The sequence below is a fragment of the Microbacterium testaceum StLB037 genome, from assembly GCF_000202635.1.
In the GTDB taxonomy this organism is placed as follows: Bacteria; Actinomycetota; Actinomycetes; order Actinomycetales; family Microbacteriaceae; genus Microbacterium; species Microbacterium testaceum_F.
Genome location: NC_015125.1, coordinates 3,793,188 through 3,812,415, shown reverse-complemented (window position 1 = coordinate 3,812,415; position 19,228 = coordinate 3,793,188). Strand labels below are relative to the sequence as shown.

The following is a 19,228-nucleotide window of genomic DNA, read 5'->3' as shown; positions in this document are numbered from 1 at the left end:
GTCTCTCGCAGAAACGACGAAACCTCGCAGGATTCCGGGGGGAAGCTGCGAGGTTCGCGCGGATCTACGCCCCGACCTCCTGATATGCCGCGAACAGCAGCGACTCGTCCGGCGCCTGCAGCACGGTCGGGCGAGCGAGGTCGTCGAGCACGATGAAGCGCAGCATCGCGCCGCGGCTCTTCTTGTCGCGCTGCATCGTGGCCTTGAGCGTCTGGAACGCCCCGGCGCGATACGTCGTCGGCAGCCCGAGCGACTCGAGAACCGTGCGGTGGCGCTGCGCGACGTCGTCGGACAGGCGTCCGGCGAGCCGTGACAGCTCGGCCGCGAACACCATGCCCACCGAGATCGCGGCGCCGTGACGCCAGCGGTAGCGCTCGGCGTGCTCGATCGCGTGCCCGAGGGTGTGACCGTAGTTCAGCACCTCGCGCAGCCCCGCCTCGCGCAGGTCTTCGCCCACGACGCGCGCCTTCATGTCGATGGCCAATTCGACGCAGCGGCGGAATGCGTCGCCGCGCGGGTCCACGATCCCCGACGGGTCGGCCTCGATGAGATCGAGGATCTCCGGATGCCAGATGAAACCCGCCTTGACGACTTCGGCGAATCCGGCGGTCGCCTCGTTCTTCGACAGCGTGTCGAGCAGGTCGAGGTCGCACACCACGGCGACCGGCGGCCAGAACGCGCCGACGAGGTTCTTCCCCTCCGCGGTGTTGATGCCGGTCTTGCCGCCCACGGCCGCATCCACCATGCCGAGCACGGTCGTCGGCACCTGGACGAGCGCGACGCCGCGCAGCCACGTCGCGGCCACGAAGCCGGCGAGGTCGGTGACCGCTCCCCCGCCGAAGCCGATCACGACGTCGGTGCGCGTGAAGTCGGCCTGTCCCATGACCTGCCAGCAGAACGCCGCGACTTCCACGCGCTTGCCGGCCTCGGCATCCGGGATCTCGGCGAGCAGCACCTGGCGGTCGCCCATCAGCTGGGCCCGCAGCGCTTCGGCCTGTTTCGCGAGCGTCGGCGGGTGAACGACGAGCACCTTCTGCGCCGCCGCCGGCAGCACCTCGCCCAGCGACGCGAGGAGGCCGCGGCCGATCGTGATGTCGTAGCCGGAGTCCCCGGCGACGCTGATGGTGGTGGTGTCGGTCATGCCGTCTCTCCGGCCGGCACACGGCGTGCCCAGGCCACGATGTCGTCGACGACCCGCGCGAGCGGGCCCGACGAGGTGTCGAATGCGATGTCGGCGGTCTGCTCGTACACGGGCCGCCTCTCCTCGAAGATGCGCAGCCAGCGCGCGACGGGGTCTTCGCCGCCGAGCAGGGGCCGCTCGTCTCCGTGGATCCGGGATGCCACGACGTGCGGGGCCACGGTCAGCAGCACCACGCGGTGCTCCCGCAGGCGTTCGCGGGTCAGCGGGTCGAGAACCGCTCCCCCGCCGAGCGCGACGACGCCGCCCCGGCCCAGCGCCTCGACGACCGCCTCGCGCTCGAGGGCCCGGAAGTGCGGCTCGCCGTGGGCGACGAACAACGCCGGGATCGGCCCGTGGTCGCGCACGACGAGCTTGTCGGTGTCGGTGAACGGCGTGCCGAGCGCGCGCGCGACACGGCGTCCGACGCTGGTCTTGCCCGCCCCCATGGGGCCGATGAGCACGACGGCCGAGGCGGCGGGCGTTCCGGCATTCCGGACCGTCGCCTCGGTGTTCACCGGCTCAGGCGAGGTCATGCGCGAGCAGCGCGGCGTCGGACGCGTCGGTCGTGCGCAGCGTCTCGGGGAGGTTCGCGAGGTAGGACTCGAGGTTGCGTCGCGTCTCGGCGATGTTGTCGCCGCCGAACTTCTCGAGCACGGCGTCGGCGAGAGTGACGGCGACCATGGCCTCGGCCACGACGCCGGCGGCGGGAACGGCGCAGACGTCGGAACGCTGGTGGTGCGCGGCCGCGGTGTCGCCGGTGGCGACGTCGACGGTGCGCAGCGCCTTCGGGATCGTGGCGATGGGCTTCATGCCCGCGCGCACGCGCAGCACGGTGCCCGTCGACATGCCGCCCTCGGTGCCGCCCGCGCGGTCGGAGGAGCGTGTGATGCCGTCGCCCGTGGCGAACAGCTCGTCGTGGGCTCGCGAGCCGCGACGGGTCGTGGTAAGGAAGCCGTCGCCGACCTCCACGCCCTTGATCGCTTGAATGCTCATCAGCGCCTGAGCGAGCTTGGCATCCAGTCGACGGTCCCACTGCACGTGGGAGCCGAGCCCCGGCGGCAGGCCGTAGGCGAGGACCTCGACGACGCCGCCGAGCGTGTCGCCGTCCTTCTTCGCGGCGTCGACCTCGGCGACCATGGCCGCGCTCGTCTCGGGGTGGAAGCAGCGCAGCGGATCGGCGTCGAGGGAGTCGACGTCGTCGGGTGACGGGAACGCGGCGTCGTCGGGCACGCGGACCGGACCGATCGAGAGCGTGTGGCTCACGAGACGGATGCCGAGCTCGCCGAGGAACGAGCGGGCGATCGCACCGAGGGCCACGCGGGCGGCCGTCTCGCGGGCGGAGGCGCGCTCCAGGATCGGGCGGGCCTCGTCGAAGCCGTACTTCTGCATGCCGACGAGGTCGGCGTGGCCGGGACGCGGGCGCGTGAGCGCGGCGCCGCGGCCACGCGACTTGTCGGACAGCTCGATCGGCTCGGGGCTCATGACCTCGGTCCACTTCGGCCACTCGGTGTTCCCGATGCGCAGCGCGATCGGGCTGCCGATGGTGAAGCCGTGCACGATGCCCGTGGACAGCGTCAGCTCGTCTTCTTCGAACTTCATACGAGAGCCGCGGCCGTAGCCGAGGCGACGACGCGCGAGTTCGGCGCGGATCTGCGCGGATGAGACGGGCACGCCGGCCGGCATCCCCTCCATGAGGGCGATCAGTTCGGGGCCGTGGGACTCGCCGGCCGTGAGAACGCGAAGCATTCCCCTAGTCTCCCACGAGCGCGGTGCGCATCGCGGCCAGCACGGCGTCCTCGCGATCCAGGGGCACAGCCGGATCGCCGCCGACGAAGATGCGCACTTGCAGCAGGGCCTGGTGCAGCAGCATCGGGAGCCCGTTGATCGCCTCGTTGCCCGCGTCACGCCACCGTTCGGCGAGGGCTGTCGGCCAGTTACCGTAGACGACGTCAACGAGCAGCCCGCCGTTCTCGGCGAAGGGACGGATGCCGGGACCCACGTCGACCTGCCCCGGCAGAGCCGCGATGGTGACGTCGACGGGCAGGGGCGCGTGGGGATCGTTGAAGGACCCCCGAGTGATCTCCACGCCGATCGACTCCCCGAGCTCGCGCAGGGGGACGACGGCCTCCGGGCGCCGGGCCACCACCTCCACGTGCCGCACGCCGCGTTCGCAAAGGGACAGCACCGCGGAGGTGGCCGTGGCGCCGGCGCCGAGAATCCGCGCGGTATTCGGTTCGACCACGCCCGCCTCGCGCAGCGCACGCGCCAGGCCGCCGACGTCAGTGTTGAACCCGCGCGGGCCCTCGGTCGTGAGGAGGTAGGTGTTGACGGCGCCCGTGCGTCGCGCCGCGTCGTCGAGCGCGACAGCCTTACGGAACGCGGCGTTCTTCAGCGGCATCGTGAGCGAGAGCCCCCGCCACGTGGCATCCAACTCAGCCAGGTGCGCGGGGAACTCCGCCTCGGCCACCCTCTGTCGCCCGTACGTCCAGGAAAGACCGAGCTCGCGGTACGCCGCCGTGTGCAGCGCCGGCGACCGCGAGTGGTCGATCGGGTCTCCCCAGACGGCGAGCCGGGTCGCCGTCAGCATCCGCCGTCGGGGTTGTCGCGGCACCACTGCTGGAACTGGTCGACGGCCTTGAGCTGGTCGGCGTAGGTCGTCGAGAACACCGTCTCGCCCGTCGCTAGGTTCACGGTCGTGAAGTAGTACCAGTCACCGTCCGCCGGGTGCATCGCCGCATCGATCGCGAGGTCTCCCGCGTTGGCGATCGGTCCGATGGGAAGACCGGGGTGGATGTAGGTGTTCCACGGGTTGTCGCTCGTCAGGGCGTTCTCGGACGACGACGAGGATCCCGCGCCGATCTCCCCCACGCCGTACTGCGCCGTCGAGTCCATCTGCAGCAGTCCGTGCGTCTCGTCGTTGTCCGGCTGCAGGCGGTTCTCGATGACGCGTGACACCTTGTAGAAGTCGTCGGACGCGCGCGCCTCGCGCTCGATGATCGAGGCGATGATGAGGATCCGCTCGCGATCCGCCTCGGGGACGCCGGCTTGATCGAGCGACTGCACGGTGCGCTGCACCATGCGCGTGATGACGTCTTTCGCGGTGACGCCGTCGTCGAAGTCGTAGGTCGCGGGGAAGATCCAACCCTCGAGCGTCGAGGCGGGCACGCCGTACTGCGACGGGTCGGCGACAGCGGCGTCGAGATCGGCGCGCGGGATGCCGGCCTGCTCCGAGATCGCATCGAGCGACTGCTCGAGGGTCAGCCCCTCGCGCAGCTGGACGGAGCTGTCGAGCCGGGTCGCCGGGTCGCGGAGGGCCGCGATGACCGCCTCCGACGTCATCTCCTTCTGCAGCTTGTACACGCCGGGCTGGAAGGTGAAGCCCACGGAGTTGTCGACCATGTACTTGTACAGCGAGTTGGAGGCCTTGGTGACCCCGGCCTCGAACATCTTCGGAGACACCGACTCGCCGGTGTCTCCCGAGACGATTGTGACGCGCGCTTCGCCGTTGGCCATTCCGGCCTCGTAGTCCAGCGACTCACCCGTGCCGAAGAAGGCTTGGACCCGCTCGCCGTAGGTGTTCCAGAGGGCGAACCCTCCGCCCGCCAGTCCGCCGAGGATCACCAGGACGATCGTCAGTGCGATCCATCCCCCCGTGCGGCGGCGCTTCTTCGGAGGCCGCGGTGCGGGAGCGCCGATCTGATCGGTGTGCGCGCGGCCGGTGAAGAGGTCTTCGAGCGAGCCGCTCGGGACGGAGCCGTCGGCCCCCGCGGAGCCGGCCGTCGCCCCTACGAGCGCGGGCTCGCGCTCGGGCCGGGCGATCGGCATCTGCTGGGTGGGCTGCTGCGCGGCGGCGGTGCGGCGTGCGGTCTCGTCGGGGGTCTGCGGTGCGGGGGTGCGTGCTGCAGGGGTTTGCGGTGCGGGGGGCTGCGCCCCGGGGGTGCGCGCCGCGGGCGGTTGCGCGGCGGGCGTTTGCGCTGCGGGGGTCTGCGCCGCGGGCGTTTGCGCGGCGGGGGTGCGCGCTGCGGCCGGCTGAGCAGCGGCCGGCTGAGCGGCGCGCGCGGAGGCGTCTGCCGGCGGCTGAGCCGAGCTCACGGCGGTCGGCTGCGACACGGCGGGCTTCGGAGCTGCGGGCTGCGCCGGCGCCTGCTCCTCGGACCGCGCCCCGCGCGTCGGCTCGGCCGCGGGCTGTGGAGTCACGGATGCCACGGCCTCGGGCGCCGTGGGGGCGGCAGGCTGGGCGGCGGTCGGGCCGGTCTGCGCGCGGGCCGCACGCGCCGCGCGACGCGACGGAGGCGTCTGCGGACCGGACGTGTCGGCCGACTCGTCGGTCGGTGTCGAGCGTCGCCGAGCACTGTCCGAAGCGGCTGCGCGGGGGTCGGGCAGCCGTCCGTACAGTTCGGCGAAGGGGTCGTTGGCGTTGGGGTCGTTTTCGGGCATGTCAGGCGGGCTCCTGTCCCGGTGTGACGGCGGGTCCGGCCGGCTCGCCGGACTGTCGCTCCACGTCGAGCGCCTGCTGCAGCAGAACCACAGCGGCGACTTGATCCACAATGCTACGAGAATCCCGCTGAGAACGACCTGCCTGCCGGAGCACGCCGTGCGCGGACACCGTGCTGAGGCGCTCGTCGACGAGTCGTACAGGCGCCGCCAGCGCGGCCGCCAACTCCTGGGCGAAGGCGCGTGCGTCCGCGGTCGACGCGGTGTCCTCGCCCCGCAGATTGAGCGGGAGTCCGACCAGCACCTCGAACGCCTCGTATTCTGCGGCGAGGGCGACGATGCGTCGCACCGGTTCCCCTTTGCGCGGAACCGTCTCGACGGGAACGGCCAGCACTCCGTCGGGATCGGAGCGGGCCACGCCCACTCGGGCGCGGCCGACATCGATCCCCAGACGGATGCCCCGCCGGAATCCCGTCACGCGGTGGTCGCCCGCACGTCCGCGACGATGCCCTCGAGCGCCTGCGGAAGGGCCGTGGCATCCGTTCCCCCGCCCTGGGCGACGTCGGGACGTCCGCCTCCGCCGCCACCGAGGATCCCGGCGGCCGCCTTGGCGAGCGCGCCGGCGGCGAGTCCGCGTTCGCGCGCGGACTCGTTGGTGACGACGACGACCGTGGCACGACCCCCGGCGACCGACGCGAGGGCCACGACGGCGGGATCGGTGCCGAGACGGTCGCGTACCTGCAGGGCGAGCGAGCGCACGTCGTCGGCCGATGCGCCTTCGCCGAGGCTCTCGGCCACGACGCGCACGGTGCCGACCGAGATGGCCGCCTCGACCAGCTGGGGCAGGCGACCGGTCAGGGCCTGCGCCTCGAAGGCGGCGATCTTCTTCTCCGCGGCCTTGAGGTTCGCCGCGAGTTCGGCGATGCGACTGGTGAGCTGCTCGCGCGGGGTCTTGAGCGACGTCGACAACTGCGACACGATCGCGCGCTCGGCGGCGAGGTCGCGGAAGGCGTCGAGGCCGACGAGCGCTTCGACGCGGCGGTTGGAGGCGCCCACCGACTGCTCGCCGACGAGGTTGACCAGGCCGATCTCGGAGCTGCGGGCCACGTGCGTGCCTCCGCAGAGCTCGCGCGACCACGGGCCGCCGATGTCGACCATGCGCACGGTGTCGCCGTACTTCTCGCCGAACAGCGCCATGGCGCCCGCGGCCTTGGCTTCGTCGAGCGACATCACGCGCGTGGTGACCTCGAGGTTGTCGCGCACCGCGTTGTTCGCGATGTCCTCGATCTCGGTGCGGGTCTCGGGAGAGAGCGCCGACCCCCAGCTGAAGTCGAAGCGCATGTAACCGGCGCGGTTGAGCGAGCCGGTCTGCGTCGCCGTCTTGCCGAGGGTGTCGCGGATCGCGGCGTGCACGAGGTGCGTGGCCGAGTGCGCCTGCTGCGCGGAATGGCGGTTCAGTGCGTCGACGACCGTCGTGGCGGGCGCGCCGACCGAGACCTCTCCGGTCGTGACCTCGACGGTGTGGCTGATCAGGCCCGGAACCGGTCGCTGCACATCCAGCACTTCGAGTTCGTAGCCCGGGCCGACGATCGTGCCCTTGTCGGCGACCTGGCCGCCGGACTCGGCGTACAGCGCGGTCTCGCCCGTGATGATCTCGGCGATCTGACCCTCGGATGCGCGGTCGGTCCCCTGACCGTCGACGAGGATGCCGAGGACCTTCGACTCGGTCTGCAGCTCGGTGTATCCGGTGAACACGGTCTCACCGAGCGCGCGGAACTCGCGGTACGCGCTCTGATCGGCGATCGCCCCCTTGCGGGCTCGGGCGTCGGCCTTGGCGCGCGTGCGCTGCTCCAGCATGAGCTGGTCGAAGGCGCCGCGGTCGACGGACAGGCCCGCCTCTTCGGCGATCTCGAGCGTGAGGTCGATCGGGAAGCCGTACGTGTCGTGGAGAAGGAAAGCCTCGGAGCCCGAGAGGGTGGTGCCCCCGCCGTTCTTGGCTTCCGCCACCGACTGGTCGAGGATGGCGGAACCGGCAGCGAGCGTGCGCAGGAACGTCTGCTCCTCGGCGATCGCGTACGCCGAGAGGCGGGCGTAGTCGGCCTCGACCTCGGGGTAGGACTCCTTCATGGCGTCGCGCGAGGCGGCGAACAGCTCGGGGAAGGTCGCCCCCTCGACCCCGAGCAGGCGCATCGAGCGGATCGCACGGCGCATGATGCGGCGGAGGATGTAGCCGCGGCCCTCGTTCGAGGGGGTCACGCCGTCGGCGAGGAGCATCAGGGAGGACCGCACGTGGTCGGCGACGATGCGCAGGCGCACATCGTCCTCGTGCGATTCGGCGCCGTACGCCTTGCCCGCCAGCTTCGCCGCCAGGTCCAGCACGGGGCGCACCTGGTCGGTCTCGTACATGTTGTCGACGCCCTGCTTGATGAACGCGATGCGCTCCAGGCCCATGCCGGTGTCGATGTTCTTCGCGGGGAGTTCGCCGACGATGTCGAAGTCGTACTTCGAGCGCACGTTCGTGATCTCGTACTGCATGAACACGAGGTTCCAGATCTCGACGTACCGGTCGTCGTCGGTGGCGGGGCCACCGTCGATGCCGTAGGCGGGGCCGCGGTCGAAGAAGATCTCCGAGCAGGGGCCTGCGGGGCCGGGAAGACCCGTCGACCAGTAGTTGGTGTCCTTGCCGAGGCGCTGGATGCGCTCGTCGGGAAGGGTGCTCAGCTTCAGCCAGAGGTCGCGGGCCTCGTCGTCCTCTTCGTAGACGGTGACCCACAGATCCTTCGGGTCGAAGGCGAGGCCGCCCTCGGCCTCAGGAGCGGTCAGCAGCTCCCACGCGAAGCGGATCGCGTCTTCCTTGAAGTAGTCGCCGAACGACCAGTTGCCGAGCATCTGGAAGAAGGTGCCGTGGCGAGGGGTCTTGCCGACCTCCTCGATGTCGTTCGTGCGGATGCACTTCTGCACGTCGGCCGCGCGCGGGTAGGGCGGCGGCACGACCCCGCTGAGGTACGGGATGAAGGGCACCATGCCCGCCACGGTGAACAGCAGGGCCGGGTCGTCGGTGACGAGCGAGGCCGAGGGGACGATCGTGTGATTCTTCTTCTCGAAGAAGTCGAGGAAGCGCTGGGCGATCTCGGCGGTTTTCATGGCGAATCTTTCGATGGGCGTGCGGATCCTCCCCCGGCGCCGGGGGCGGGATGCCGGAAGGTCAGTCGGACGAGGATGCCGAGCGCGCCGTGTCGGCGGCGTTGTCGAGGGCCGCACCGGCGGAGGCGGCGACGCCCTTGACGTCGTCGACGATCTCCGAGAGACGCGTTTCCTGCTCGTGATAGGCGTCGCTCATCCGGTCGGTGAACTCGCCGATGCGCGAGTCGAGCTGCGCGAACAGCTCCTGGCCGCGGGGGTCCTTGTTCACCAGGTGGGCGGCGACGAAACCACCGACGATGCCGAAGGCGAACCAGACGAGGCTTCTCACGATCACCACTTCTTCCTCGATACAGCGCCGCGGTCGCGGCATCCTTCATCGTAGGCGACGGCCCCCGCGGCGCGCGCGTCCGGCGACCGGATCGGGAACGACGAAGGGCGCCGGGAGAACCCGACGCCCTTCGTGTGCTCGCTGGGATCAGCGGGCGGCGTAGTACTCGACGACGAGCTGCACGTCACACGTGACGGGCACCTCGGCGCGCTTGGGGCGACGCACGAGCTTCGCCTGGAGCGTCGAGAGGTCGACCTCGAGGTAGCCCGGGACGGGGGGCAGCACTTCTGCGTGCCCGCCGGCGGCGGCGACCTGGAAGGGCTCGAGGCCCTCGCTCTTCGGCTTGACGTGGATCTGCTGCCCCGGCTTCACGCGGAACGACGGGCGGTCCACGAGCTGGCCGTCGACCAGGATGTGGCGGTGCACGACGAGCTGGCGAGCCTGCGCGGTGGTGCGGGCGAAGCCCGAACGCACGACGAGGGCGTCCAGACGCATCTCGAGCAGCTCGACCAGGTTCTCACCGGTCAGGCCGTCGGTGCGGCGGGCCTCGTTGAACGCGATGCGCAGCTGCTTCTCGCGGATGCCGTACTGCTCGCGCAGACGCTGCTTCTCGCGCAGACGGACGGCGTAGTCGCTGTCGGCCTTGCGCTTGGTGCGACCGTGCTCACCCGGAGCGTAGGGACGCTTCTCGAGGTAGCGGGCGGCCTTGGGGGTGAGCGCGACGCCGAGGGCGCGCGACAGACGCACCTTGCGGCGGTCCTGAGACTTCGTGGTCACGAAGTTCTCCTTCCGATGACGCGGCCGCGCCTTTCGCGGCTCGCGGGCGTATCGCCCCCTTCCGCCCGATCCGGAGCGCACGCCGGGGCGCACCGGAAGGTGATCACAGGAAGGAGGGGATGCCCGAAAACCCTGTTTCGAGCCGATTCATGTTATCAGAGCCGCCCGCGAGCTCCCGCAGAGCGCTCAGTGGCCGTCGAGGATGCGGCGGATCTTCTCGAGGCGGGCGGACACGTCGCGCTCGGCGCCGTGGTTCGTGGGCTCGTAATACCGCTTTCCCACCAGTTCGTCGGGTAGGTACTGCTGCGTCACGATGCCGATCTCGCTGTCGTGGGCGTACTTGTATCCCTTGCCGTGGCCCAGGCGTTTGGCTCCGGGATAGTGCGCGTCGCGGAGGTGCAGGGGCACCCGGCCGAAGCCGCCCGCACGGACGTCGGCGATCGCGGCGTTGATCGCGTTGTACGCCGCGTTCGACTTGGCCGTGGTCGCGAGGTAGACCGTGGCCTCGGCGAGCGGGATACGCCCCTCGGGCATGCCGATGAAGGCGACGGCGTCGGCCGCCGCGACAGCGATCTGCAGGGCCTGGGGGTCGGCCATGCCGATGTCCTCCGCGGCGGAGATGACCAGGCGCCGCGCGATGAAGCGGGGGTCCTCCCCCGCCTCGATCATCCGCGCGAGGTAGTGGATCGCGGCATCCGGATCCGACCCGCGCACCGACTTGATGAACGCGCTGATGACGTCGTAGTGCTCGTCGCCCTGGCGGTCGTAGCGCAGGAGCGCCCGGTCGACGGCCTGGGCGATGTGGTCGGCGGTGATGACCGGCGGCTCGGCGATCTCGGCCTCCGCGGCGGGGTCATCGGCATCCGGATCGTCCTCGTCCTCGACCTCGGTAGCGTTCGGTGCGGCGTGGCCGGCGTCGTCGCCCGCGACGGAGGCCGCCGCCTCGAGGGCCGTGAGCGCACGTCGCGCGTCGCCCGAGGCGAGGCGGACGAGAGCTGCTCGGGCGTCGTCGTCGAGTACCACGCGGCCGGCGAGACCGCGCGGGTCGGTCACCGCGCGGTCGACGAGGGCGCCCAGATCGTCGTCGCCGAGCGGGCGGAGTGTCAAGAGCAACGACCGCGAGAGCAGCGGCGAGATGACCGAGAACGAGGGGTTCTCGGTGGTCGCGGCGATCAGCACGACCCATCCGTTCTCGACGCCCGGCAGGAGCGCGTCCTGCTGCGCCTTGGTGAAACGGTGGATCTCGTCGAGGAAGAGGATCGTCGACTGCCCGTACAGGTCGCGTTGCGTGAGGGCCTCTTGCATGACCTCACGCACGTCTTTGACGCCGGCCGTGATCGCCGACAACTCGACGAAGCGGCGCCCCGACGACCGTGCGATGGCCTGGGCGAGCGTCGTCTTGCCCGTCCCCGGCGGCCCCCACAGGATCACCGAGACGGCGGATCCGGATGCCGAGGAGTCGGTGGTCGCGAGGGTGACGAGCGGCGATCCCGGGCGCAGGAGGTGGCCCTGGCCCGCGACCTCGTCGAGGCTCGTGGGCCGCATCCGGACCGCGAGCGGGGTCTGGCCCTGGAAGAGGGCGGAGGAGGCGGGCACCGATCCAGGCTAACCGGGGCCACCGACACCGGCGTCGGTCTTTTGTCGGGCTCGCGGCGTGCTGCGTAGGATCGGGGACGGTCGCAGGGCGGCCGGAGGAGGTCGATGTGGCGACGGGCGGGAAAGACCGGCAGAGCCGCGAGCAGCGGGAACGCGCTCGTGCGTACCAGGCGCGGCAGGAGCTGCATCGTCGTCAAGGTCAGCGCCGTCGGCGCGACAACCTTCTCGGGGTCGTCGTCGGCGTCATCGTGATCGCCGGCGCGATCGCGGCCCAGACCGCGTACTTCGTGGCGGGTCCGGGCGCTCCCGCACCCTCTCCGACGGTCACGGACTCCCCTTCTCCCTCCACGGCTCCCGACGCTCCGCTTCCCGAACCGGAAGAGACGACGGCCCCGACACCCTGATCCCGTCACGCCGCGGTCGGGCGTACTAGGCTCGGGATCGTCCTTCTCCCCCAGGCGGCTTTGCCGCGATGAGGTGCTATTTCCGTGACTTCCGCTTCCTCCCCCGACACCGCCGGTCCGCACGACTCCGCGAGCGACGCGACCGACGAGCTGGTTCCCGCCGACGAGACGACGGTCTCCCCCGACGAATCCGCGGCGGCCACCGATCCGGCCGACGTCCCCGCCGAGTCCGTCGACGCCTCCCCCGCGGATGCGTCGGAGGCCGCCGAGGCTCCCAGCGCCGCTGACGAGTCGCCCGTCGAAGCGGCGGAATCCGGCGACGGTGTTGCCTCCCCCGCCGCCGGCGAGGAAACCGCCGGCGAGGAAATCTCCGAGCCGGCCGAACAGGATGCCGCCGGGCCCGTCGCCGCGACGCCCGCTGCGCCCGTGCCCGCTCCGGCTCCGTCGCCCCGCCCCGGGCCGCGCCCGGGCGCTCGCGTGGCCGCTCCGACCGAGCCGTGGGGTCGCGTCGATGACGAGGGCACCGTTTCGGTGCGCGAAGCCGACGGATGGCGCGTCGTGGGCCAGTACCCGGACGGGACTCCGGCCGAAGCCCTCGCGTACTTCGAGCGCAAGTTCGCCGACCTGGCGAGCGAGGTCACCCTCCTCGAGGTTCGTCACCGCCGAGGCGGCGCGTCGGCATCCGACCTCCGTGCCACCGCATTGAGCGTGCGCGGCAAGCTGGACGGGGCCGCCGCCGTGGGCGATCTCGCCACCCTCATCTCGCGCATCGATGCTCTCACCGCGGAGCTGGCCGAGGCGAGCGAGAGCGAGGCCGCGGCGGCCAAGGAAGCCGTCGCAGAGGCGGTACGCGAGCGCACCCTCATCGTCGAAGAGGCCGAGGCTCTGGCCGCCCGCGACCCGCAGACCGTGCAGTGGAAGCAGAGCACCGCCGACATGTCGGCTCTCTTCGACCGCTGGCAGGCGCACCAGCAGAACGGCCCCCGCCTGCCCAAGTCGACGGCTCAGCAGCTGTGGCGTCGCTTCCGTGACGCCCGGGCGAGCTTCGACCGCCACCGCCGCGAGTTCTTCTCGGCGCTGGACGACACGCACAAGGCTGCTCGCGACGTCAAGACGCGTCTCGTGGAGCGCGCCGAGGCCCTCGCCCCGCGTGGCGAGGACGGCATCGGCGCCTATCGCGACCTGCTCGACGAGTGGAAGGCCTCCGGCCGCGCCGGTCGCAAGGTCGACGACGCGCTGTGGGCGCGGTTCAAGGCTGCGGGCGACGCCCTCTACGGCGCCCGCGGCGAGCGGGAAGCCGCGGACATCGAAGCGTCGCGCGAGAAGATCGAGCAGAAGCGTGCCCTGCTCGAGCAGGCCGCTCCGATCGTCGACGAGAAGAACCTCGCCACGGCCCGTCAGCGACTGACCGCGATCCAGCGTCAGTGGGACGAGATCGGCCGGGTGTTCCCCCGCGACGTCGAGCGCGGCCTGGACGACGAGCTCCGCAAGATCGAGCAGAGCGTCCGCACGCGGGAAGACGCGGACTGGAAGCGCAACGACCCCGAGCAGAAGGCGCGTGCGAACGACATGACGCGCCAGATCACCGACGCGATCGCCAAGCTCGAGTCCGAGCTCGCCGATGCCGAAGCGCGCGGTGACAAGCGGGCGGCTGCTCAGGCCTCCGAGGCGCTCGAAGCGCGCCGTGGATGGCTGCGCGCCCTCGGCGGCTGATCGGTTCTCTCCACAGATTCCCGCTCCGGCGGGGCAGGGCGACACCCTCGCGTCAGACTGACGGGATGGTGTCGCCCTTCCTGTACTTCCCGGACGAGCGTCTCTCGCTCGCCGAACTCACCGCGGCGTGTCTCGACGGCGTTCTCGTCGGGATCGGCGCCGGCTACATGCCCGCGGATGCCGCCGAGACGCCGTGGATGCGCGCCCGGAGCCTCGCACCGCTGACCGGGAAGCGGCTGGCGCTCGTCCGGCACAGCGCGGGTTGGGTCCACGGAGGCGTGCTCGTCGAGCCGTCCCCGCACCACCTCCAGCGCGCGTGCGAGCGACGCGTCCGGGTCACGCACGACATCCACGTCATCTACCACGATGTGCGGCTCGACCCCGCCGACACGATGGAGGTGGCGGGGGTGGCCGTGGCCACGCCGACGCGCGCCCTGGCTGATCTGGCGCGTCTGGAGGAACCCGCGGCGGCCGCGGCCTGGGCCGCTACCGACCCGGACCTCGCGGAGCAGGCGAGGGCGTGGATTCACGAGCGTCCCCGCATCCCCTACGGTCGTCGTGCCCTCGACGTCCTCGAGGGCGCGACGGCCGCTGAGCGCGCGACGGCCGCGGAGGGCGCCACGCCGCGGAGGGGGCTATGACGAGGTGACGCGGTACACGTCGTAGACGGCGTCGATGCGTCGCACGGCGTTCAGCACGCGGTCGAGGTGCACTGTGTCGCCCATCTCGAAGACAAACTTGCTCAGGGCGAGGCGGTCGTTCGACGTCGACACGGTGGCCGAGAGGATGTTAACGTGGTGCTCGCTCAGCACGCGGGTCACGTCGCTGAGCAGGCCGGAGCGGTCGAGGGCTTCGACCTGGATCTGTACCAGGAACAGGCTCTTCGTCGTCGGTGCCCACTCGACGTCGATGAGACGGTCGGGGTCTTCCTTGAGCGACTTCACGTTGGTGCAGTCACCGCGGTGCACGGAGACGCCGCTTCCGCGCGTGACGAAACCGACGATCTCGTCGCCCGGAACCGGGGTGCAGCATTTCGCCAGTTTGACCAGGATGTCGGGGGCGCCCCGGACGAGCACTCCCGAGTCGCTGTTGCGCGGGGCTCGCCGGCGCCCGACCTGAGGCAGGTCGATCGGCCCGGTCGAGGTGTCCTCCGCGCTGACCAGCGCGGTGACCTTCTCGATCACCGACTGCGTCGAGACGTGTCCCTCGCCGACCGCGGCGTACAGCGCGGAGACGTCCTCGTAGTGGAACTGCCGCGCGACCTCCGTGAACGAGTCCTGGCTCATGAGGCGCTGCAGCGGCAGATTCTGCCGGCGCATCGCGCGCGCGATCGAGTCCTTGCCCTGCTCGATGGCCTCCTCGCGACGTTCCTTCGTGAACCAGCCGCGGATCTTGTTGCGCGCGCGGGTGCTCTTGACGAAGCCGAGCCAGTCCTGGCTGGGGCCCGCGTCGGGGTTCTTCGAGGTGAACACCTCGACGACGTCGCCGCTCTGCAGGGCGGTCTCCAACGGCACGAGCCGCCCGTTGACCTTCGCCCCCATGGTGCGGTGACCGATCTCGGTGTGCACGGCGTAGGCGAAATCGACGGGAGTGGCGCCCGCGGGCAGTCCGATCACGCGTCCCTTCGGCGTGAAGACGTAGACCTCTTTCGCGCCGATCTCGAAGCGCAGTGAATCGAGGAACTCCCCCGGGTCGGCGGTCTCGGCCTGCCAGTCCGAGATGTGCGCGATCCACGCCATGTCGGCGTCGACGGCCTTGGCATCCGCCTTGCCGCCCGCCATGCGCTCCTTGTACTTCCAGTGGGCCGCGACACCGAACTCGGCCTGCTGGTGCATCTCGTGCGTGCGGATCTGGATCTCGACCGTGCGACCGCCGGGTCCGATCACCGTCGTGTGGAGCGACTGGTACAGGTTGAACTTGGGGGTCGCGATGTAGTCCTTGAATCGCCCCGGCAGCGGCGTCCAGCGGGCGTGGATCGCGCCGAGCACCGCGTAGCAGTCGCGCACCGTGCCCACGAGGATCCGGATGCCGATGAGGTCGTAGATGTCGTCGAACTCACGACCGCGCACGACCATCTTCTGGTACACGGAGTACAGCTGCTTCGGGCGCCCCATGACGCGGCCACGCACCCGGAGTTCGCGGAGGTCGGCGTCGACGGCGTCGATGACGTTCTGGACGTACTGTTCGCGCTGCGGGGTGCGCTGTTTGACGAGACTCTCGATCTCGGCGTAGAGCTTGGGGTGCATCACCGCGAACGAGAGGTCCTCGAGCTCGCTCTTGATGGCCTGGATGCCGAGCCGGTGCGCGAGCGGCGCGTAGATCTCGAGCGTCTCGGTGGCCTTCTTGGCCGCCTTGTGCGGGGGGACGAAGCCCCACGTGCGGGCGTTGTGCAGCCGGTCGGCCAGCTTGATGAGGAGGACGCGGATGTCCTTCGACATCGCCACGATCATCTTGCGGACGGTCTCGGCCTGCGCGCTGTCGCCGTACTTGACCTTGTCGAGCTTCGTGACGCCGTCGACGAGCATCGCGACTTCGTCACCGAAGTCGGCGGCCAGTTCGTCGAGCGGATAACCGGTGTCTTCGACGGTGTCGTGCAGCAGGGCGGCGGCGATCGCCTTCGGGCCGAGACCGAGTTCGGCGAGGATCTGCGCCACCGCGAGAGGGTGCGTGATGTACGGCTCGCCGCTCTGGCGCTTCTGCCCGTCGTGGGCCTTGTCGGCGACCGCGTACGCGCGCTCGATGATGCCGAGATCGCCCTTGGGGTGATGCGTCCGGACGGTGCGCAGGAGCTTGTCGACGTCGTCGCGACGAGCGGCGCGCGAGAAGATCCGCGGAACGAGTCGGCGCAGCGAGGACGGCGGTGGTGCGGAGGCCGCGGTTTCGGTCATCCTTGCCCCTCCCCCCGTTATGACGTCAGTCGATCAATCCTACGCCCGGCGGAGCGGGTCCCCGCCGTCAGGCGGGGACGCCCGCCTTCTCCCGCGCGGAGCGCACGCGCGCATCGCGCTGAGCGATCGGCGACTCCCGCTCGCGCAGCAGCGCGTACAGCGGCACGGCGACGAACAGCGTCGAGTACGCGGCCACCAGGGTTCCGACGAAGATCGACAGCGAGATGTCGCTCAATGTGCGCGCACCGAGCGGCACACCGATGAACAGGATCGCGCCGATCGGCAGAACGGCGACGATCGTCGTGTTGATCGAGCGGATGAGGGTCTGGTTCGCCGCGAGGTTGACCGATTCGGCGAAGGTGCGTCCGGAGATCTCCCCGTCTTCTCGCGTGTTCTCCCTCACCTTGTCGAACACGACCGTGGTGTCGTACAGGGCGTACGACAGGATCGTGAGGAAGCCGATCACCGCCGCGGGCGAGATCTCGAACCCGAAGAGCGCGTAGATGCCGACGGTGATGACGAGGACGTCGACGAGGCCGATGATGGCAGCGACCGACATTTTCCACGTGCGGAAGTACAGCGCGAGGATGAGGAAGGTCAGCGCAAGGAAGATGGCGAGACCCCACAGGGACTGGCGCGTGACGTCCGCACCCCATGTCGCTCCGATGAAGGAGTTCGTGACCTCGGAACTGGGCACCTGGTACGCCGAGGCGAGCGCCGCCGAGACCGCCTGGGTCTCGTCGTTGCTCATCTGATCGGTCTGCACGCGGACCGCCTCGTCGTTGATCACGGTGACGCGGGTGGAGGCGCCCGGAACGACCGAGGAGACAGCCTGCGTCGCCAGCGACTGATCGACGGTCGCCGGGTTCGAGATCGTGAACTGCGATCCACCGGTGAACTCGATCGAGAACTGGATGGGCCGTGCGAGCGGAACCAGCGCCGCGCCGATCACGAGAAGGGCGGCGATGAGGAACCAGATCCGGCGACGCTGGACGAACGGGAAGGAGGTCTTCCCGGAGTAGAGGTCGTTACCGAGCTGCGTCATGGAGCGCATCAGTCGTCTCCCTCCTTCGTGGAGCGGCTATCGCCGCGAGCGGCGGCGAGCTCAGCCTGCTTGCGTTCCGCGATCGTCTGACGGCGCTGCGCCTCACCGCGCGAGCGCTTGGTGCGGCCGGTGTCGGCGACGGGCGCACGGAACTGCGCACGACCGCGGTAGACGGCACCGAGGGCCTCGGGGTCCATGCCGGACAGCGGGTGCCCCGAGCCGAAGAACCGGGTCCGTGCGAGCAACTGCATCACCGGGTGGGTGAACAGGATGAAGATCAGGATGTCGATCGCGGTCGTGAGCCCGAGGGTGAACGCGAAGCCCTTCACCGTGGCATCCGCGAGGATGTACAGCACGACGGCCGCGAGGATGTTGATCGACTTCGAGATGTAGATCGTGCGCTTGGCGCGGGACCAGCCGTCCTCGACCGCGGCGGTGATCGACTTGCCGTCGCGAAGCTCGTCTCGTATTCGTTCGAAGTAGACGATGAACGAGTCCGCGGTGAAGCCGATCGTGATGATGAGGCCCGCGACGCCGGCGAGCGACAGGCGGAAGCCCATACGCCAGGCCAGGATGCAGAGCATCACGTAGGTCAGGACCGCCATCACCCCGAGCGAGGCGATGATCACCGTGCCCAGGGCGCGGTAGACGATGAGCGAATAGAGGGCGACGAGCGCGAGACCGATGAGACCGGCGATGAAGCCGACCTGCAGCTGCTGCGAACCGAGCGTGGCCGAGACGGTGTCGGAGCTGACGACGTTGAAGCTCAGCGGCAGGGCGCCGTACTTCAGCTGGTCGGCCAGGGCCTTTGAGGACTCCTGCGTGAAGCTGCCCGTGATGCTGGGGCGACCGTCGAGGATGATGCCGTTCATCGACGGGGCCGAGAGGACCGACCCGTCGAGCACGAAGGCGAACTGGTTGAACGGAGCCTGCTTGCCGTACAGGCGCTGGCTGATCTGGCCGAACTTCTCGGTGCCCTGGTCGTTGAAGACGAGGTTCACGGCCCAGCGGCCGGTGTTCTGCTCCTGGCCGTTGGTGGCATCCGCGATGTCGTCTCCGTCGAGCTCGACCGGCCCGAGGATGTACTTGGTGCCGTCGTTGAGCCCACACGTGATCATGGGGTCTTTGGCGGGCGCCTGGGCGGGGTTGCTCGGCGGGTTGGCGCAGTCGTAGGCGAGGAACTGCGCCTGGAGCGCCGGCGTGATGTACGCCGGGTCGCTGCCGTCCGTCGGCGAGGCGGTCGGCGTGGACGGCAGGTTCGCGTCGGGCGTCGGGTACGGCGTGGTGTTGCCGTCCTCTCCGACGAAGGTCGTCGCGGGCGAACCCGTGAACAGCACGGGTCGCAGCTGCAGCTGAGCCGAGCTCTGGATGCGCTGGCGCGTGGCCTCGTCGGCTTCGCCGGGGATCTGCACGACGATCTTGTCGCTGCCCTCGGTCGCAATGTCGGTCTCACCCACGCCGGACGCGTCGACGCGCTGGCGGATGATCGACACCGCCTGCTGGAGCTGCTCCGAATCGGGAGTGGCTCCGTCCGTGGTCTGCGCCTGCAGGATGATCTGCGTTCCGCCCTGCAGGTCGAGGGCGAGGTCAGGGGTCCAGGAGCTGGCCTTGAAGGCGTACACGCCCAGAGCGTTCAGCCCGAACAGCACCGCCGTGATGGCGAGGAGACCGGTCAGGACACGCCAGGCATGGCGGACAGGAGGAGAGGGCGCCACGGAG

Annotated in this window: 16 protein-coding genes; 3 read left to right on the top strand and 13 right to left on the bottom strand. The window is 70.3% G+C overall.

The genetic code is table 11. The annotated features are described in order from the left end of the window. Nucleotides 1–64: 64 nt before the first annotated feature. The 10 genes from aroB to MTES_RS17425 all read right to left on the bottom strand — a co-directional run bounded on the left by aroB (nucleotide 65) and on the right by MTES_RS17425 (nucleotide 11,408). The gene (gene aroB / locus MTES_RS17470) at nucleotides 65–1,141 is read right to left on the bottom strand and encodes a 3-dehydroquinate synthase (RefSeq protein WP_013586608.1); all 1,077 of its coding nucleotides are present in this window, start codon (nucleotides 1,139–1,141) and stop codon (nucleotides 65–67) included. Beyond that, nucleotides 1,138–1,713 (bottom strand): shikimate kinase, encoded by a 576-nt coding sequence (locus MTES_RS17465; RefSeq protein ID WP_013586607.1) that lies wholly within the window; start codon nucleotides 1,711–1,713, stop codon nucleotides 1,138–1,140. Before MTES_RS17465 ends, aroB begins: the two co-directional genes overlap by 4 nt. After that, nucleotides 1,700–2,926 (bottom strand): chorismate synthase, encoded by a 1,227-nt coding sequence (gene aroC, locus MTES_RS17460; protein WP_013586606.1) that lies wholly within the window; start codon nucleotides 2,924–2,926, stop codon nucleotides 1,700–1,702. The genes MTES_RS17465 and aroC overlap by 14 nt, the downstream gene beginning before the upstream one ends. Before the next feature lie 4 nt (nucleotides 2,927–2,930). Continuing rightward, on the bottom strand, nucleotides 2,931–3,767 hold the full coding sequence (locus MTES_RS17455) for a shikimate dehydrogenase (RefSeq protein WP_013586605.1): 837 nt from the start codon (nucleotides 3,765–3,767) through the stop codon (nucleotides 2,931–2,933). Continuing rightward, a complete protein-coding gene (mltG, locus tag MTES_RS17450; protein WP_013586604.1) occupies nucleotides 3,761–5,617 on the bottom strand; it encodes an endolytic transglycosylase MltG in 1,857 nt (618 codons plus the stop codon). The genes MTES_RS17455 and mltG overlap by 7 nt, the downstream gene beginning before the upstream one ends. A 1-nt stretch (nucleotide 5,618) precedes the next feature. After that, nucleotides 5,619–6,092: a Holliday junction resolvase RuvX gene (gene ruvX / locus MTES_RS17445; RefSeq protein WP_013586603.1), complete on the bottom strand. Its 474-nt coding sequence runs from the start codon at nucleotides 6,090–6,092 to the stop codon at nucleotides 5,619–5,621. Then, on the bottom strand, nucleotides 6,089–8,758 hold the full coding sequence (gene alaS / locus MTES_RS17440) for an alanine--tRNA ligase (protein ID WP_013586602.1): 2,670 nt from the start codon (nucleotides 8,756–8,758) through the stop codon (nucleotides 6,089–6,091). Before alaS ends, ruvX begins: the two co-directional genes overlap by 4 nt. A gap of 61 nt (nucleotides 8,759–8,819) precedes the next feature. Continuing rightward, on the bottom strand, nucleotides 8,820–9,086 hold the full coding sequence (locus MTES_RS17435; protein ID WP_043363245.1) for a hypothetical protein: 267 nt from the start codon (nucleotides 9,084–9,086) through the stop codon (nucleotides 8,820–8,822). Nucleotides 9,087–9,233: 147 nt separating this feature from the next. Then, the gene (gene rpsD / locus MTES_RS17430) at nucleotides 9,234–9,863 is read right to left on the bottom strand and encodes a 30S ribosomal protein S4 (protein ID WP_013586600.1); all 630 of its coding nucleotides are present in this window, start codon (nucleotides 9,861–9,863) and stop codon (nucleotides 9,234–9,236) included. A gap of 186 nt (nucleotides 9,864–10,049) precedes the next feature. After that, a complete protein-coding gene (locus MTES_RS17425) occupies nucleotides 10,050–11,408 on the bottom strand; it encodes a replication-associated recombination protein A (protein ID WP_043363243.1) in 1,359 nt (452 codons plus the stop codon). A 158-nt stretch (nucleotides 11,409–11,566) separates the two neighbouring features. On the opposite strand from MTES_RS17425, the gene MTES_RS17420 reads away from it, so the two are divergent. From MTES_RS17420 to MTES_RS18630, 3 genes are all read left to right on the top strand, one after another. After that, complete coding sequence (locus MTES_RS17420) at nucleotides 11,567–11,863, top strand: hypothetical protein (protein WP_013586598.1); 297 nt, start codon at nucleotides 11,567–11,569, stop codon at nucleotides 11,861–11,863. Between the two features lie 477 nt (nucleotides 11,864–12,340). After that, nucleotides 12,341–13,576 carry a DUF349 domain-containing protein gene (locus MTES_RS17415; RefSeq protein WP_043363240.1) on the top strand — a complete coding sequence of 412 codons (1,236 nt, stop codon included), beginning with the start codon at nucleotides 12,341–12,343 and terminating at the stop codon, nucleotides 13,574–13,576. A 65-nt stretch (nucleotides 13,577–13,641) separates the two neighbouring features. Beyond that, on the top strand, nucleotides 13,642–14,217 hold the full coding sequence (locus tag MTES_RS18630; RefSeq protein ID WP_013586596.1) for a hypothetical protein: 576 nt from the start codon (nucleotides 13,642–13,644) through the stop codon (nucleotides 14,215–14,217). On the opposite strand, the gene MTES_RS17405 is transcribed toward MTES_RS18630, so the two are convergent. From MTES_RS17405 to secD, 3 genes are all read right to left on the bottom strand, one after another. After that, nucleotides 14,212–16,464, bottom strand: a complete 2,253-nt coding sequence (locus tag MTES_RS17405; protein ID WP_013586595.1) for a RelA/SpoT family protein — start codon at nucleotides 16,462–16,464, stop codon at nucleotides 14,212–14,214. The genes MTES_RS18630 and MTES_RS17405 overlap by 6 nt on opposite strands. Nucleotides 16,465–16,531: 67 nt before the next feature. Continuing rightward, complete coding sequence (secF, locus tag MTES_RS17400; protein WP_013586594.1) at nucleotides 16,532–17,518, bottom strand: protein translocase subunit SecF; 987 nt, start codon at nucleotides 17,516–17,518, stop codon at nucleotides 16,532–16,534. Beyond that, nucleotides 17,518–19,224 carry a protein translocase subunit SecD gene (gene secD, locus MTES_RS17395; protein WP_013586593.1) on the bottom strand — a complete coding sequence of 569 codons (1,707 nt, stop codon included), beginning with the start codon at nucleotides 19,222–19,224 and terminating at the stop codon, nucleotides 17,518–17,520. Before secD ends, secF begins: the two co-directional genes overlap by 1 nt. Between the last annotated feature and the right edge of the window lie 4 nt (nucleotides 19,225–19,228).